Raw genomic sequence first — 16639 nt, 5'->3', positions numbered from 1 at the left:
GCGGTCGGCGCGGGCGTTGTGTTCGGCACGCTGTTCCTGATGTGGGCCGACGACCAGATCGTACGGACCTCGATCGGCGCGATCCTTCTGCTGATGACGGCGGTCACCGTGTGGCGCCGCCGCACCGTCGACCAGGACGACGAACCCGACTCCGTCACCACCCGCGCCGGCCGCGTCAAGGCCCGCTCGTACGGCGTCCTCGGCGGCTTCACCACCATGGTCGCCAACGCCGGCGGCCCCGTGATGTCGATGTATCTGCTCTCCGCCGGCTTCCGCAAGCTCGGCTTCCTCGGCACATCGGCGTTCTTCTTCCTGATCGTCAACGTCTCCAAGGTCCCTTTCAGCGTGGGCCTCGGCCTCATCGACGGCCCCTCCCTACTGCTGGACGCGACGCTCGCCCTGTTCGTGGTGCCCGGTGCCCTGCTCGGCAAGTGGGCGGTGCACCGCATCAACCAGCGGCTGTTCGAACAACTGGTGATCGCGGCGACGGTCCTCGGCGGCCTCCAGCTACTGCTGCGCTGACGGCGTCCCGTCGCCGAGCCCCAGCAGCGCGGGCAGATCCGCGAACGAGTCCACCACGTGGTCGGGGCTGCCGCTCGCGGCGTGATGGGTCTCCGGCAGGTACTTCCCGGTCCTGACGAGCACACCGCTGATACCCGCCCGCTGAGCCGCCAGCACGTCCGACTCGATGTCGTCCCCGACCATCAGCGCGTCCCCGGCCGCGACGCCGAGGTGCGCCAGTGCCGCCTCGAAGAACGCGGCGGACGGCTTGCCCGTGATCTCGGCCTCCCTGCGCGCCGCCTGCTCCAGCCCGACGAGGAACGCACCCGAGTCCAGTTGGAGCCCCTCGTCCGTCCGCCAGTACAGATTGCGGTGCATCGCCACGAGCCGGGCCCCGCGCTGGAGCTGCCCGAAGGCCCGGTTGAGCGCCGCGTAGTCGAAACCGGGCCCCGCCCCGCCGACGATCACCACGTCAACGTCAACGTCAACGTCAATGTCTGCGTCTTCGTCCTCGCCCGGGGCCATGTCCGAGCCCGTGCCGTCGTCGACGGTCAGCCGTACCCCGGTGAGGTCCTCGCGGATGTCGTCACCGCTGTTCAGCAGCGCGCAGCGCGCCCCCGGACAGTGCCGGGCGAGATAGGCGGCGGTCACGGTCGGCGCGGTCAGGATGTCGTCGGCGGTCACGGGGAACCCGGCGCCGGTCAGGACCCCGGCGATCGACGCCCGCGTCCGGGACGTCGTGTTGGTCACCAGCGCGACCCCCAGCCCGGCCCCGCGGATCTCCCGCAACGCCTCGACCGCACCCGGCAGCGGCTTCCATGAGATGGTCAGCACACCGTCGATGTCGACGAGAACAGCGCGTTTCTCGGCCATACCCGGACGATACGCCGGAGATGACCGACCGGCAGTCGTCCGGCAGTCGGCTGGTGATCGCCGGTGATCAGCCGGCGGTCGCCGTCGCGCCGGACGGGACCGACTCGCGTTCCCGGACCGGCAGACCGTGCGTGAGGTCCTCCCTCAGCAGCCGCTTGGCGATGGTGTCGACGGCGGCGCACAGGTCCCCGTCGACGGGACGGCCGTAGTCCTCCTCCAGCCCCTGCCGGAGCCAGTCGCCCCAGGCCGCGCTGATCACCCGGGCCTCGCGGACACCCGCCTCCGTGTGGGAGAACAGCGTGCCGTCACGCGTGAGGCATCCCTCCTCCACCATGCGGTCGAAGACCGGCACCAGGACCTCTGGCGGCATACGGCGACGCGCGGCGATCAGCGTCAGGCTCCCATGGCCGACCATCCGGGTGAACAGCTCGACCTGCATGACGGCCCAGGCGGCAGCGATGTCCAGCCGGGTGTCGGACGCGGCGACGACCCGGCGCGCGGTGTCCTGCTCGGTCCGGCCGACGATCCTCCCCACGGCCGCCTCCAGCAGCCGCTGTGAATCCCCGGCAGGAGGCCGCGCGAAGCCCTCGCCCATGTCCGACGACCCCGCCCGCGCGCTGTCCCGCAGCCGCACCTGCTTGAGGAACAGCGCGACCACGAAACCCAGGGCGGCGACCGGCACGGTCCACAGAAAGACGGTCTGGAGCGTGTCGGCGTACGCCCCGACGATCGGCTCCGCGACCTCGGCGACCCCGGCGGACAGCTTCGGGGCGAGCGTGTTGGCGTAGATCGTGCCGAACACGGCCGTCAGGAAGGAACTGCCCAGCGTACGGAAGAAGCTGACGCCCGAGGTCGCCGTCCCCAGGTCGGAGTACGCGACGGTGTTCTGCACGGCGATGCCGACGATCGCCCGCCCTCCCGTCGGCGACTCTGCCCTCGCGGCAGATACGTGTCCATGATCCGGCCCCTGCACCACCGGGGCGGCACCTTCGCGAGACGGCCGGCCGACAGCCTGGACCCGACAACCGACAGCCTGGACCCGACAACCTGGACCCGGCAGTCGGCAGCCGGCGGCCGGCGGCACCAGCCACGCGGCCGCTACCGGGGCCCGTCCCCTCCCAGACGCGGTGCCCAGCTCCCCGCGTCCACCGGCCGCGCCTGACCCTCCACGACCCCGGCGAGCTCGCGGGCCCAGGTCGCGACATGCGCCAGGTCGATGCCGTACGGCCGCGCCCGGCCCTCCGCCGCCGCCCACTCCTCGACCGCGCCGGCCCCGCGCCGCAGCAGCCGGGCGCCGCCCGTGGCGTTGCCGCGCGCCGAGTGCGTGAGCCCGACGGCGAGCTGGGCCAGCCCCCGCCACAGGGCGCGCTCCTCCTCCGGCCCCGACTTCCACGCGTCCTCGAAGACCTCGTGCGCGTGGAACGGCTTCCCCGCGTCCAGCAGAGCCTGCGCCTCCGCGACGGTCTGCTCCGGCCCCCGTACGACGCCCTCGGGCTGCCGCTCCACACCGTCCGCCCCGTACGGCAACGGCCGCCCCAGCCCGTCCCGCGGCCTGGCGTTGCGCGCGCGGCCCTCCGTGTCCCGGTCCCGCCGCCGTGCCGTCCCGTCGTCCGATGTCGCGTCCATGCCTCGATTGTCCCTCGCCCCTCACCGGCCGCAGGGCACCGGCCGACGTACGGTAAAGTTCTCTCTGCGCGATCACGCGGTTCCACCGCGGACAGCGCACCGGGACGTGGCGCAGCTTGGTAGCGCACTTGACTGGGGGTCAAGGGGTCGCAGGTTCAAATCCTGTCGTCCCGACGGTGCAGGGCCAGCGGGTCCGCCGAACACGGCGGGCCCGCTGCTCGTTTTGCCGCCGCGAACGATATGGCCGGATTGAATCGCACCCGCGTACGGCCTGTCGCCGACAGGGGAAAAGGCTTGGACCTCGTGCGTCCCGGCACGGGAGACTTCATTGCCTGCCCTGTTTGTGCGCGTATGGCGCCGCCGTTCAGGCAGGGCATTCCCCCAACAGGCTCGTGGCGGACCGCCACACGACACACAGGGGCGGGATGGGATCACCTGAATCACGCACAGCGATGCCGGGCAAGGGCCCGGTCCTCCTCGCACTTCGCTATTACGGACGGGAACTGGCCCGGCTGCGGCTGCTCGCCGTCCCCGGCATGCTCCTTCCGGCCGTCGGCAACATCGGTATCTACTACGTGGCACCACTGGTCGTCGCCAAACTCGTCGGCCGTATCGCCGACGACCCCGACGTCACCGTCGGCTCGACGCTGCCCTACATCCTCGGCTTCGCGGGCGTCCTGCTGTTCGCCGAGACGCTCTGGCGCCTCGGCCTGCACTGCCTGAACCGTCTCGACGCCCTCGGCATCGAGCGCCTGTACGTCATCGGCATGGACGAACTGTTCGCCAAGGACGCCACGTTCTTCCACGACAACTTCGCCGGTTCGCTGACCAAGCGGGTCCTGAGCTTCGCGTCCCGCTTCGAGCAGTTCGTCGACACCCTGACCTTCTCGGTCCTCGGCAACTTCGTGCCGCTGCTGTTCGGGGCGGTGGTCCTGTGGCGGTACGAACCTCTGCTCGTCGTCGGGCTCCTGGTGATGATCGCGCTGACCGCGGTCTGCGTGGTGCCGCTCATCCGCCGCCGCCAGGCACTCGTGGGCCTGCGCGAAGAGGCCATCGCCCGGGTGTCCGGCCATGTCGCCGACAGCCTGATGAACATGGACACGGTCCGCGCCTTCGCCGCCGAGGAGCGGGAGGCCGCGGAGCACCGGTCCCGGGTCGCCGAGTCCCGCCGGCTCTCCCTGCGGTCGTGGGACTACGGCAACCTCCGCATCGACACCCTGGTCGCCCCGCTGTCCGTGCTGACCAACGTGCTGGGCCTGGTGCTCGCCATCGCCCTCGGCGCGAGCGGGAACGGCGTCGAGGCGGTCGTCGTCGCCTTCACCTACTACACCAACGCGACGCGGATCATGTTCGAGTTCAACCAGATCTACCGTCGGATGGAGAGCGCGATGACGGAGGCCGCGCAATTCACCGACCTGCTGCGCGACCCGCCGACCGTGCTCGACCCGGCGGAGCCGGAACCCCTGCGGCCCGGCCCCGCCGATGTGCGCTTCGAGAAGGTGACCTTCGCCCACGCCGGCGCCGCACCACTCTTCCGTGGCCTCGATCTGACGGTGCCCAGCGGGACCAAGGTCGGTCTCGTGGGCCGGTCCGGCGGCGGCAAGACGACGCTCTCCCGGCTTCTGCTGCGCATGAATGACATCGATGCCGGGCGCATCCTCATCGGAGGCCAGGACATCAGCCGGTTACGCCAGGCCGACCTGCGCAGCCTCATCGCGTACGTGCCGCAGGACCCGGCGATGTTCCACCGCACCCTGCGGGACAACATCGCGTTCGCCCGGCCGGACGCCACCGACGTCGAGATCCGGCGCGCGGCGGAGGCCGCCCACGTCACGGAGTTCGCCGACGCCCTGCCGGACGGTTTCGAGACGCTGGTGGGGGAGCGCGGCATCAAACTGTCCGGCGGACAGCGCCAGCGGGTCGCGCTCGCCAGGGCGATCCTGCGCGACGCGCCGATCCTGCTGCTCGACGAGGCGACCAGCGCCCTCGACTCCGAGAGTGAACTCCTCGTACAGGAGGCGCTGTGGCGGCTCATGGAGGGCCGTACGGCGCTCGTGGTCGCCCACCGGCTGAGCACGGTCGCCGGCATGGACCAACTCGTCGTCCTCGACCACGGCCGGATCATCGAACAGGGCACGCACCAGGAACTGCTCACCCGCGAAGGCGCCTACGCCAAGCTGTGGCAGCACCAGTCGGGCGGCTTTCTCGACGACGGCCCCACGGACGACGGCACGGACGCCGCCGCCACGGATGCCCGCACTGACGACAGTTCGACCGACACCAAGCCCACGGACCTCTACATCGGTCCCGCCGACATCGAGTCCGCCGAGATCGAGTCCACCGACATCAAGAGCCCTGCTCAACCGTCCGCCGACGGGACCTCCGCCCGCGACCGGCCCGCCGATCCGCTGGGCGTTCAGCCCCGATAGCCCCGGAGCTTCCGGTACAGGGTGGCGCGGGCGATGCCCAGGGCCACCGCCGTACGGGCCTTGTTGCCGCCGTGCCGGTGCAGGGCGTCCAGGATGGCGGCGCGCTCGGCCCGTTCCATCGGACTGAGCCGCCGGGCGGCCGGGCCCTCCCGCACCGGGTCCGGCAGCTCGGCCCGCCGTACGGGCCCCGTCGCCCGGCGCTGCTCGGTCAACGCCCGCACCAGGTGCACCAGTTCGGTGACGTTGCCGGGCCACGGGTGCTGCTCCAGAGCGCGCAGCGCGTCCAGCGACCAGGTGAGCGGCGGCTCCCCCGGCGCGGGCCTGGGAGTGAGGGAGTCGAGCAAGTCCCTGATGTCCTCGGGGCGTTCGCGCAGCGCGGGCAGGGTGACCGTGCGCGCGGCCAGGCTGTCCAGCAGCCGTTGGATGCAGGGACCGGGCGGGGGGCCCGGTGTGTACGTCACCAGCAGGGGCGCGACGGGAGGCGCTTCGAGGAGCGAGTTGAGGGCCGCCACATCGCGCTGGGCCAGACGCTCGGCGTGCCGGACGAGGATCGCCCGGCCGCCCGCCCACGCGTCCAACGCGGCGTGGACCTCACCCTCCGCAGCGTCCGCCGTCAGCAGCGGCTCCCCGGCCAGTTCCCCGGCGAGTTCCCCCGCCAGTTGCCGGGCGAGGGACGCCTTCCCGGTGCCGCGTTCCCCGACGAGCAGCAGCGGCTCCGACGACGTCCGCACCAGCTCCGTCGCCCGGTCGACCGCGTGCCGCCAGGCCACCGAATGCCCGGCCATCCCCACGTCGCCACCGCCGCCACTGTGCCCGTCCGCCGCCGCACTGCCCCGCTCGTCGACCTCGGCGGCCGTCCGCCGCACCGGCTCCAACACGGCGACCACACCGATCACCGAGCCCAGATGCGTCACGGGAGTGAGGGTCGCACGGCACTTCGCCCCCTCCGGCAACGGCACGGAGTAGGACGAGGACGCCGCCGGGGACGGGCCCGAGGACGAGGATGTGGACGGCACCGACGACGGCACCGACAACGGCAACGGCACGGCCGCGAAGGCCGCCCCTCCCACCGCGGCGACCGCACCGCGCTCCAGCGCCTCCAGCCCCTCCGGTGACAGCAGCCGCCCCGCGGCCTCGCTGACCAGCCGACTGCGTCCGTCCAGGGCGACGACCGCCCGCCCCACCTCCGGGCGCCCGCGCCCACCGCGCTCCCGACCCCCCTCGCCGTCCCGGCCGTGACCTCCCGCACCGCGCACGGCCGCCAAGTACGCGTCCAGCAGCACCCGTTCCGCCCCCTGCGACCGCGCGAGGAGTTCCGCCTCGACGGCGTCGGCGGCGGCCTCGGCGAGGGCGGCGCCCGGATGCGGGCCGCACTCCGCGCAGAGCGTGGAGGCCACGGTCACCGTGCCCAGGGGGCGACCGGTGTCCGGGGCGAGCACCGGCACGCTGACCGCGGAGACGTCCTGCCAGAGGTCGAGGAAGTGTTCGGGCCCGTGCACCTCCGCCCGCCGACGCGTGCTGAGGGCGCGGGCCGCGCTGTTCACACCGACCGTCTGCTCGGAGAGGTCGAATCGGCAGAGGTCGTCCCGTTCGCCGCCGGTCGCCCACAGCACCCGCAGCCGCTCGTCGGTGAGGAGGAGGGCCGCCTGTTCCGTGCCGAGGGCGGGGGCGATCCGTTCGAGGACCGGCCGGGCCGCCGCCAGCAGGGCCGACCCCTCCGGCCGTACGGGAGGCGGCGCCGGGTCGGGGACCGGGTCCCGCGTGTCGTGTCGTACGCCGAAGAACCGGGCACGCTTCCACGCGGCGACGACCTCTTCCGGTACGTCGTCCGGCAGTTGCCGCCCCAGCAGGAACAACTCCCGGGCCCTGCGCAGCGAGGTGAGGGTGGGGCGGACGGAGACGGAGGGCTGCTCTGTGGTGGTCACGACACCACTCACCGTACCGGCACAGGTTGAATGAGCAACAAGCGCCCCGTTTCCGTACTCCGTGCCGTGGGCAGCCCGATACGGGCGCCCGACCTCCCAGGCGCCCTGCCCCGTGTGCCGAACTGTCTCGTATTGAGACACCCACGCTTCCGCGCACCCGTCCATGATCTTCGACGGTCGGTGCCCGTTCTCATGTCCCTGGAGCGTCCCCGTGCACACCGTCGAGCCCGATGTCGTGACCGACGTACTGATCGTGGGCAGTGGCCCCGCCGGCGCCTCCGCCGCGCTCGCGCTGAGCACGTACGGCGTGCCGAACATCGTCGTCACCCGCTACGCCCGCCTCGCCGACACGCCACGCGCGCACATCACCAACCAGCGCACCATGGAGGTCCTGCGGGACCTCGGTGTGGAGGACGAGGTCGTCGCGAAGGCCACCCCGCAGCACCTGATGGGCGACACGACCTTCTGCACCAGTCTCGCCGGCGAGGAGCTGGGCCGGGTCCGCTCCTGGGGCAACGACCCGCTCGTGCAGGCCGCGCACGAACTCGCCAGCCCCACCCGTATGTGCGACATGCCCCAGCACCTCATGGAGCCGGTCCTGATCGACGCGGCGGTCGCCCGCGGCACCCACCTGCGCTTCAGCACCGTCTACAAGTCCTTCGTCCAGGACGCCGACGGTGTCACCGTCACCGTCGAGGACCGGCTGCGCGGCGACGAGTACACGATCCGCGCGAAGTACCTGATCGGGGCCGACGGCGGCCGCTCCCAGGTCGCCGAGGACGCGGGGCTCCCCATGGGCGGCCAGATGGGCGTGGCAGGCAGCATCAACATCGTCTTCGACGCGGACCTCACGAAGTACACCGCGCACCGGCCCTCCACCCTGTACTGGGTGCTGGCCCCGGGTGCCACCGTCGGCGGCATCGGCGCGGGCCTCGTGCGCTGCGTCCGCCCCTGGAACGAGTGGCTGATCGTCTGGGGGTACGACGTCACCGCGGGCGCCCCCGACCTCACCACCGAGTACGCCGAGAGCGTCGTCCGCAAGCTGATCGGCGACGACGACATCCCGGTGACCGTCAAGTCGTCCTCGGCGTGGACGGTCAACGAGATGTACGCGGAGACGTACTCCGCCGGCCGGGTCTTCTGCGCCGGCGACGCCACGCACCGGCACCCGCCGTCCAACGGCCTCGGCTCCAACACCTCCGTCCAGGACTCCTACAACCTGGCCTGGAAGCTCAAGCTCGTCCTCGACGGCACGGCCTCACCGCGACTGCTGGACACGTACACCGCCGAGCGCGCCCCGATCGGCCGGCAGATCGTCACCCGCGCCAACAAGTCCATCGGCGAGACCGCGCCCGTCTTCGAGGCACTCGACGGGCTCTCCCCGCAGACCCCCGAGCAGCTGTGGGCCAACATCGCCGCCCGCAAGGACGCCACCGAGGCCGCCGAGAAGCAGCGGGCGCGGCTGCGTGAGGCCATCGCGTTCAAGGTGTACGAGTTCAACGCGCACGGGGTCGACCTCAACCAGCGATACGCCTCGGAGGCGATCGTCCCCGACGGTACCCCCGACCCCGGCTTCGACCGCGACCCCGAGCTGCACCACCAGCCCAGCACCCGCCCCGGCGCCCGGCTCCCGCACGCCTGGCTCACCTACGGCACCCGCACCCTCTCCACGCTCGACACCGTCGGGCAGGGCCGCTTCACCCTGATCACCGGCATCGGCAGCGACCACTGGACGCGGGCGGCCGAGGCCCAGGACCCGGAGATCACCACCGTCGTCATCGGCCCCGGCCGGCAGTACGAGGACCCGTACGGCGACTGGGCGCGGCTGAGCGAGATCGCCGACGGGGGAGCCCTGCTCGTCCGCCCCGACGGGTACGTGGCCTTCCGGCACGCCACGGCCGCCGCGTCGGCCGAGGACGCGGAGCGTTTGCTGACAGCGGCGTTGCGACGGATCCTCGGACATGCCTGACGGGAAGGATGCCCGGACATGAGCACCGACATGAGCACCGGCATGAGCACCGGCATGAGCACCGGCACGCGTACGGGCACGAGCGATGCGTTCACGACCCGGATCACCGAAGCGGTCGTCGCCAGCATGGACGGCACCCCCGACCCCCGGCTGCGCGAACTGCTCGCCTCCCTCACCCGCCACCTGCACGCCTTCGTCCGCGAGACCGGGCCGACCATGGCGGAGTGGGAGCGGGCCATCGCCTTCCTCACGGCGACCGGACAGGCCTGCACCGCCACCCGGCAGGAGTTCGTGCTGCTGTCGGACGTGCTGGGCGTCTCCATGCTCGTGGAGACGATCAACAGCGAGCGGGGCGCGGGGGACCGGGACGGCGCGGACGGGAGTCGCGACCCAGGCGCCGAGGCCGCTGCCGTGACCGAGTCGACCGTCCTCGGCCCCTTCCACATGACCGAGTCCCCGGCCCGTGCGCTCGGCGCGGACATCGACCTCGTCGGCGGCGGCGAGCCGTGCGTGATCAGCGGGCGTGTGCTGTCCCGCGACGGCACCCCGCTGCCCGGCGCGGTCCTCGACGTCTGGCAGGCGAACGCCGAGGGCTTCTACGACGTCCAGCAGCCGGACGTGCAGCCGCCCGGCAACGGGCGCGGACTGTTCACGACGGACGACGAGGGCCGCTTCTGGTTCCGCACCTGCGTGCCGAGCCCGTACCCGATCCCGACGGACGGCCCGGTCGGCGCGCTCCTGAAAGCCACCGTACGCCACCCCTACCGCCCGGCCCACATCCACTTCATCGGCTCGGCCGAGGGGCACCGGACGGTCACCACGCACATCTTCGTGGCGGGCAGCGACCACCTCGACTCGGACGCGGTGTTCGCCGTCAAGGAGAGCCTCGTCCAGGACTTCGCCGAGACCGACGACCCCGAGCTCGCACGGGAGTTCGGCATCCCGAACCCGTTCCGGCACGCCCGCTTCGACCTCGTGCTCGACACCCTCGACACGCCCGACAGACCCGAAACACCCGACGCACTCGACACGCCCGAAACGCTCGACCGGGAGGAAGCGTGAGGGAGTTCGTCCACGAGTCCCCGCCCATGCGGGTCGTGCTCCGCGCCGGCTCCTCCGTGACCGCAGTGCCGGGCGAGGCCGAACGCCTCGGCCTGCGACGGCTGCTGGTGGTGTCCGGCCCGCGAGGCGCGCAGACGGCTCGGGCTGTCGCGGACTCCCTCGGCGGCGCCTGCGCCGGGCTGCACACCGAGGCCCGAATGCATGTGCCCACCGAGGTCGCCGAACGGGCCGTCGAGGTGGCGCGCGCCGCCGGGGCCGACGGGTGCGTCGCCGTCGGCGGCGGCTCCGCGATCGGCCTGGGCAAGGCCATCGCGCTGCACACCGGCCTGCCGCTGATCGCGGTGCCGTCGACGTACTCGGGCTCGGAGATGACCCCCGTCTGGGGACTGACCGAGCACGGCGCCAAACGCACCGGCCGCGACCCGTCCGTCCTGCCCCGCAGCGTCGTCTACGACCCCGAACTGACCCTCTCCCTCCCCGTGCCGCTGACCGTGACCAGCGGCATCAACGCGGTCGCCCACGCGGCGGAGGCCCTCTACGCGCCGGACGCCACCCCGCTGGTGTCGCTGACGGCGGCGGAGGGCGCCCGGGCCATGACGCACGCGCTGCCCGAACTGGCGGCCGATCCGCGGGACCTCGACGCGCGGGGCCGTGCGCTGTACGGCGCCTGGCTGTGCGGTGCCGCGCTCGGCGCGACCACGATGGGCCTGCACCACAAGCTCTGCCATGTCCTCGGCGGCACCTTCGGCCTGCCGCACGCCGAGACCCACACGGTCGTCCTCCCGTACGCGCTGGCCCACAACGCCCCCGCGGCCCCCGAGGCCCTCGCGGCACTGGGCCGGGCCCTGGACACCGACGACGCCCCGTACGCCCTGTGGGAACTGTCCGGCAGCCTGGGCGCCCCGCGTTCCCTCGCCGAACTCGGGCTCAGGGAGGCGGACTTGACGGTCGCCGCGTCCCAGGTGGCCGGGCAGGCGTACTCCAACCCGCGCGAGGTCACCGAGGCGGGCGTCCTGGACGTACTGCGAGCGGCGTACGCGGGGGACCGACCGTCACCCACGTGACCCGACCGACCGCACATCGAGAACTGAAAGGTGAACAGCATGCCCCTCGGACTGCTCCGGCGGCGCTCCTCCCAAGCCTCCCGGGGAGCCGCGGGCCTGACGCTTCCGGTCCCGCCCGGCGCGGGTGCCCTCGTCCGTGAGGTCCTGGACCCGGTGAACCAGCCCATGGGCGCGGCCGAGGTGACGGTGACGGAACTCCGCAGCCACCGGGTCGCCGCCCGCGGCACCACCGACCCGTACGGCTACTTCATGGCCGTCCTGCCGCCGGGCGCGTACAGCCTGCTGATCGTGGCCGAAGGGCTCGAACCCCACCGGGAGTCAGTGGAGATCGTCCCGGACACCGGCCCGACCCCGGAACGCGTCTGGCTGCGCTCGGCCCGCCAGCTGGAACTCCCGGTCCCCGGCACCTGGCTCTTCGACCCGCCGCACACCGCGATCCGCTTCATCGCCAAGCACGTCGGCATGGCCCACGTCCACGGCCGCTTCGAACGCTTCGAGGGCGGACTGCAGGTCGCCCAGGACGTCACCGAGTCCCGCGTCCACGTCCGCATCGACGCGTCCAGCATCAACACCGGCAACAACACGCGGGACGCACACCTACGTTCGGCCGACTTCCTCGACGTCGAGCGCTACCCCCACATCGACTTCACCAGCCACCGCTTCGCCTACCGGGGCGGCAGCAAGTGGACGCTCCAGGGCACCCTCACGATGCACGGCGTCAGCCGTTCCGTCGCCCTCGACACGACGTACCTGGGCACCGTCAACGGCGGCTACGGCGAGGAGCTCCGGTGCGCCGCCCTCGCCAAGGCAGAACTCCACCGCGAGGACTACACCCTGAACTGGCGCACGATGCTCGCCCGAGGCATAGCCGTCGTGGGCCCAACGGTCCAACTGGAACTCGACGTCCAGGCGATGTACCGCACCCACGACACGCCTACGCCACCGGAGTAGCGAGCGGAACCGGAACCGGAACCGGGAACTGCCGCGAGACGCGAGACGCAGGCGGCTCGGCCCGCTCGTTCAGCCTGCGTCCGGCAGTTCTACCTCCGCCAGAGCCCGAGCCGGTTCGCAGGCCGCAAGCCGTTCCGCCCACCGCCGGTTCTCCTGCCGCGACGCCGACAACCAGGGCCAGAGATCCGGCAACCACTGCCCGATGGTCCGCGGGAGTCGGGCCCACCCCAGCCACGCCCACGTCGCCGAAGGGCTGCGCCTGCTCGACGAGCCCCGCCGCCGGGACCTCTTCGGGGGACTGCTCTGCACCGTGGATCTCGCCCACGACCCCGTCGAGACCTACGAGGCCTGCTGGACTTCGCCCCGCCCCGCGTCGACTTCCTGCTGCCGCACGGCACGTGGCGACACCCTCCGCCCGGCCTGGAGCACCGGACGATCCCCCGGAGTGCCTCCCGGCCGGTGTGGCACCACCGGACGAGCCGACGCCGTACGCGCGCCGGCTCGGCGCGGCGTTCGACCGGTGGTCCGACGCGCCGCGCATGGAGACCCGGGTCCCGCATGTTCGAGGAGGTGGTGTGGGCGCACCCCCTCCGTCTGCTGCGGGGTATGTAGGATAGGGTTTACCTGCGCGTTCACACGGAGCACGAGTCGGTAGTGCGGGCACCGTGGAGATCGCGACGGGACGTGGCGCAGCTTGGTAGCGCACTTGACTGGGGGTCAAGGGGTCGCAGGTTCAAATCCTGTCGTCCCGACTCGAAAGAGTCGTAGATGAGGGCCGGTTTCGGAAGCATCCGAAACCGGCCTCTTCATTTCTCCCCGCCCCACTCGTCCCTCGGCGAACGTGTGACCCGGCGAATCGCTGGGCGATTTGTGGCGATATGTGCTTGATCTAACTTTTTGTGGTCCTTAGTGTGCGCAGGAGGAAACACCGCAAAGCCCGAATCCCCTGTCACCGTCCGGAAGCGAGGTGTGGAGCGCATGCACGCGAGGTGCGGCTGCCGGCCGGTTTCGGGTCAGCGGGGACGTCCCCGAGGTGCGCGCTGGCTCCGGGCGTTCGCCGTGCTGCCGTTGCTGGCGTCGGTGCTCACCGCATGCGGTGACGACGAGGGTTCCGGTACGCCCACCCTCAACTGGTACAACTTCCCCGACGACTCCGGTGCCCTCCAGAAGGCCGCCGACGGGTGCAGCCGGGCGTCGGGCGGGCGTTACCGGATCAGCTACAACAAGCTCCCGCGCGCCGCGGACGGCCAGCGCCAGCAGCTCGTCCGCAGACTCGCCGCCGAGGACGACTCGCTCGACATCCTGGGTCTGGACGTCACCTGGGCGGCCGAGTTCGCCGAGGCGCGCTGGATCCGGGAATGGACGGGCGCCGCGAAGCGGCAGGCCACCGAGGGCACCCTGCGCGTACCGCTGCAGACCTCGACCTGGAAGGGCAAGCTGTACGCCGTCCCGTACAACGCCAACACCCAGCTCCTGTGGTACCGCAAGGACCTCGTACCCAGGCCGCCCGGGACCTGGGCCGAGATGCTGGACATGGCCGAGGCCCTCGCCCGACAGGGCAAACCGCACTTCGTGGAGATCCAGGGTGCCCAGTACGAGGGCCTGACCGTCTGGTTCAACACGTTGATCAACAGTGCCGGCGGCACCATCCTCAACGCGAGCGCGACCGCGCCCTCCCTCGGCCCTCCTGCCGTCCGGGCCGCGCAGGTCATGCGTGATCTCGCGGACTCCTCGGCCGCGGACCCCTCCCTCCCCAACCAGATGGAGGACCAGAACCGGCTCGCCATGGAGTCGGGCACGGCGGCGTTCGAGCTCAACTACCCGTTCGTCTATCCGTCGATGAAGGCGAACAACCCCGAGCTGTTCAAGAACTTCCGCTGGGCGCCGTACCCCCGGGTCGACGCGGACCGCCCGGCGCGGCCCACCATCGGAGGCATCGATCTGGCGGTGAGCGCCTACTCACGCCACTCCGACCTGGCCTTCGAGGCGGCCCTGTGCCTGCGCAACCGGGAGAACCAACTCGCCGCAGCGCTCGAGGGCGGTCTGCCCCCCACGCTGCGCGCCCTGTACGACGAGCCCGCGTTCATGAAGGAGTACCCCTTCTCGCGGGACGTGCTGGCCGCACTGGAGGCGGGGAGCGTGCGCCCGATCACCCCGGTCTACCAGAACGTGTCGATCGCCGTCTCCCACACCCTGTCCCCACCCTCCGGGATCGAACCCGTGAGCTCGGTCGAGACCATCAAGGAACAGATCGACGATGCCCTGCGATCCGAGGGTGTGATCCCGTGAACCACCTCCTCCCGCCCCCCTGTGCCGGTCGGCTCTCCCCTGCGCGGGTCGCGTCCTCGGACGGCCCGAGATGAGCACGCGGGCGCAACCGGCCGGAGCGCCGCCACCCCCCGAGACGGAGACGGGCCAGGTGGAACCGGACCGGTCAGCACTCTCGGCGGGCGCCAGACAGGAGCGCCGGCTCGGCTGGCTGCTCTGCGCGCCCGCTGTCGTCGTCATGATCGCCGTGACCGCCTACCCCGTCGGATACGCCGTGTATCTGTCCCTCCAGCGCTACGACCTGCGCTTTCCCGGACGGGCGGAGTTCGTGGGGCTGAGCAACTACGGGGCGGTGCTGACCTCTTCGTTCTGGTGGGACGCCTTCTGGGTCACGTTGTTCATCACCGCCGTGTCGGTGGCGATCGAACTGGTCCTCGGAATGGGGCTCGCCCTCGTGATGCACCGCACGATCTTCTGGCGAGGCGTCGTCCGCACGTCGGTCCTCATTCCCTACGGGATCGTCACCGTGGTGGCCGCCTTCTCCTGGCAGTACGCGTGGACCCCGGATCTCGGATATCTGGCCGAGTTGCTGCCGCAAGGGGACGCTCCGCTGACCGAACAATGGCCCGCCCTCTGGCTGATCATCCTCGCCGAGGTGTGGAAGACGACGCCGTTCATGGCGCTTCTGCTGCTCGCGGGCCTCGCGCTGGTTCCCGAGGAGACCCTGAGGGCGGCCATGGTGGACGGTGCCACCGCCTGGCAGCGCTTCACCAAGATCATGCTGCCGCTGATGAAACCGGCCATCCTGGTGGCACTCCTCTTCCGCACCCTGGACGCGTTCCGGATCTTCGACAACATCTACATCCTGACCGCGGGCGCCCAGGGGACCGGCTCGGTGTCGATCCTCGGGTACGACAACCTGTTCACCGCGCTGAACCTGGGCATCGGCTCGGCGATCTCGGTCCTGATCTTCATCTGCGTCGGGATCATCGCCTTCACCTTCGTCAAACTGTTCGGCGCTGCCGCACCCGGCGCGGAGGTGAAGCGCTGATGGCCGCAGTGGGAAAGACACACGCCGCCCGATGGGGTGTCCTGAACGTACTGGTCGTGCTGTACGCACTGTTCCCGGTGGGCTGGATCGCCGCACTGTCGTTCAAGAACCCCAGCACCCTGACGGACGGCAACTACATCCCCACGGACTGGACCTGGGACAACTACCGGGGCATCTTCGAGACCTCCGAGTTCACCCGGGCGCTGATCAACTCGATCGGTATCGCCCTGATCGCCACGGCGATCGCGGTGGCGCTGGGCACCATGGCCGCCTACGCGGTGGCCCGGCTGCGGTTCCCCGGCAAGCGGGTACTGATCGGCATGTCGTTGCTGATCGCCATGTTCCCGCCGATCTCCCTGGTGTCGCCGCTGTTCAACATCGAGCGGATCATCGGGATCTTCGACACCTGGATCGGGCTGATCATCCCGTACATGACGTTCTCCCTGCCGCTCGCCATCTATACCCTGTCCGCCTTCTTCCGGGAGATCCCCTGGGATCTGGAGAAGGCCGCCAAGGTCGACGGGGCGACGCCCGCGCAGGCCTTCCGCATGGTCATCGTGCCGCTGGCCGCGCCGGGCGTGTTCACCACGGCCATCCTCGTGTTCATCTTCTGCTGGAACGACTTCCTGTTCGCGATCTCGCTGACCTCCACCGAGTCCGCGCGCACCGTGCCCGCCGCGATCGCGTTCTTCACCGGGAGCTCCCAGTTCCAGCAGCCCACGGGGTCGATCGCCGCCGCCGCCGTGGTCATCACCATCCCGATCATCGTCTTCGTCCTGCTCTTCCAGCGGCGGATCGTGGCCGGACTGACTTCGGGGGCGGTCAAGGGGTGAACCCCCCGACCGTGAACTCCCCGGCCGCGGCAGGCAGAACACGGGTCCGAGGGGCTGACCGCAGTACGCCGACCCGGACCGCATGAA

The 16639-nt window shown here is 71.3% G+C and carries 12 protein-coding genes, 2 tRNA genes and 1 pseudogene; 11 read left to right on the top strand and 4 right to left on the bottom strand.

Features of this window, described 5'->3' with window-relative positions; translation table 11 throughout:
* Positions 1-522, top strand: a 522-nt coding sequence (locus AOK15_RS26325; RefSeq protein WP_055520844.1) for a sulfite exporter TauE/SafE family protein, incomplete at its 5' end; no start/stop codon positions are given.
* Here the strand turns inward: AOK15_RS26325 and AOK15_RS26320 are convergent.
* From AOK15_RS26320 to AOK15_RS26310, 3 genes and pseudogenes are all read right to left on the bottom strand, one after another.
* Positions 508-1374, bottom strand: coding sequence for an HAD-IIA family hydrolase (locus AOK15_RS26320; protein ID WP_055520839.1), 867 nt, complete (start codon positions 1372-1374; stop codon positions 508-510). The genes AOK15_RS26325 and AOK15_RS26320 overlap by 15 nt on opposite strands.
* Before the next feature lie 67 nt (positions 1375-1441).
* Positions 1442-2281 (bottom strand): annotated as a pseudogene (locus AOK15_RS26315) (MFS transporter); the annotation flags it as partial.
* 191 nt (positions 2282-2472) lie between these two features.
* Positions 2473-3000 carry a DUF309 domain-containing protein gene (locus AOK15_RS26310; RefSeq protein WP_055520837.1) on the bottom strand — a complete coding sequence of 176 codons (528 nt, stop codon included), beginning with the start codon at positions 2998-3000 and terminating at the stop codon, positions 2473-2475.
* A gap of 100 nt (positions 3001-3100) precedes the next feature.
* Here AOK15_RS26310 and AOK15_RS26305 point away from each other — a divergent pair.
* Together AOK15_RS26305 and AOK15_RS26300 are read left to right on the top strand one after the other, a co-directional pair.
* Positions 3101-3174, top strand: a tRNA-Pro gene (locus AOK15_RS26305).
* A gap of 278 nt (positions 3175-3452) precedes the next feature.
* A complete protein-coding gene (locus AOK15_RS26300; RefSeq protein ID WP_167738860.1) occupies positions 3453-5429 on the top strand; it encodes an ABC transporter ATP-binding protein in 1977 nt (658 codons plus the stop codon).
* Here AOK15_RS26300 and AOK15_RS26295 read toward each other — a convergent pair.
* Complete coding sequence (locus tag AOK15_RS26295; protein WP_055520836.1) at positions 5417-7354, bottom strand: helix-turn-helix domain-containing protein; 1938 nt, start codon at positions 7352-7354, stop codon at positions 5417-5419. The genes AOK15_RS26300 and AOK15_RS26295 overlap by 13 nt on opposite strands.
* A gap of 211 nt (positions 7355-7565) precedes the next feature.
* On the opposite strand from AOK15_RS26295, the gene AOK15_RS26290 reads away from it, so the two are divergent.
* From AOK15_RS26290 to AOK15_RS26255, 8 genes are all read left to right on the top strand, one after another.
* Positions 7566-9323, top strand: coding sequence for an FAD-dependent monooxygenase (locus tag AOK15_RS26290; protein ID WP_055520835.1), 1758 nt, complete (start codon positions 7566-7568; stop codon positions 9321-9323).
* 54 nt (positions 9324-9377) lie between these two features.
* The gene (locus AOK15_RS26285; protein ID WP_079058714.1) at positions 9378-10385 is read left to right on the top strand and encodes a dioxygenase family protein; all 1008 of its coding nucleotides are present in this window, start codon (positions 9378-9380) and stop codon (positions 10383-10385) included.
* Between the two features lie 26 nt (positions 10386-10411).
* A complete protein-coding gene (locus AOK15_RS26280) occupies positions 10412-11449 on the top strand; it encodes a maleylacetate reductase (RefSeq protein ID WP_055520843.1) in 1038 nt (345 codons plus the stop codon).
* 39 nt (positions 11450-11488) lie between these two features.
* The gene (locus AOK15_RS26275; RefSeq protein WP_055520834.1) at positions 11489-12400 is read left to right on the top strand and encodes a YceI family protein; all 912 of its coding nucleotides are present in this window, start codon (positions 11489-11491) and stop codon (positions 12398-12400) included.
* Positions 12401-13078: 678 nt separating this feature from the next.
* Positions 13079-13152: transfer RNA gene (locus tag AOK15_RS26270), tRNA-Pro, on the top strand.
* Between the two features lie 307 nt (positions 13153-13459).
* Positions 13460-14689, top strand: coding sequence for an ABC transporter substrate-binding protein (locus tag AOK15_RS26265; RefSeq protein WP_240508598.1), 1230 nt, complete (start codon positions 13460-13462; stop codon positions 14687-14689).
* A 70-nt stretch (positions 14690-14759) separates the two neighbouring features.
* Complete coding sequence (locus AOK15_RS26260; RefSeq protein WP_055520833.1) at positions 14760-15719, top strand: carbohydrate ABC transporter permease; 960 nt, start codon at positions 14760-14762, stop codon at positions 15717-15719.
* On the top strand, positions 15719-16552 hold the full coding sequence (locus AOK15_RS26255; RefSeq protein ID WP_055520832.1) for a carbohydrate ABC transporter permease: 834 nt from the start codon (positions 15719-15721) through the stop codon (positions 16550-16552). The genes AOK15_RS26260 and AOK15_RS26255 overlap by 1 nt, the downstream gene beginning before the upstream one ends.
* Positions 16553-16639 lie beyond the last annotated feature (87 nt).

The organism is Streptomyces ossamyceticus (assembly GCF_001418475.1).
Lineage (GTDB): Bacteria > Actinomycetota > Actinomycetes > Streptomycetales > Streptomycetaceae > Streptomyces > Streptomyces ossamyceticus.
Note: the sequence above shows the minus strand (reverse complement) of the source record. Positions and strands in the feature narration are given on the sequence as shown.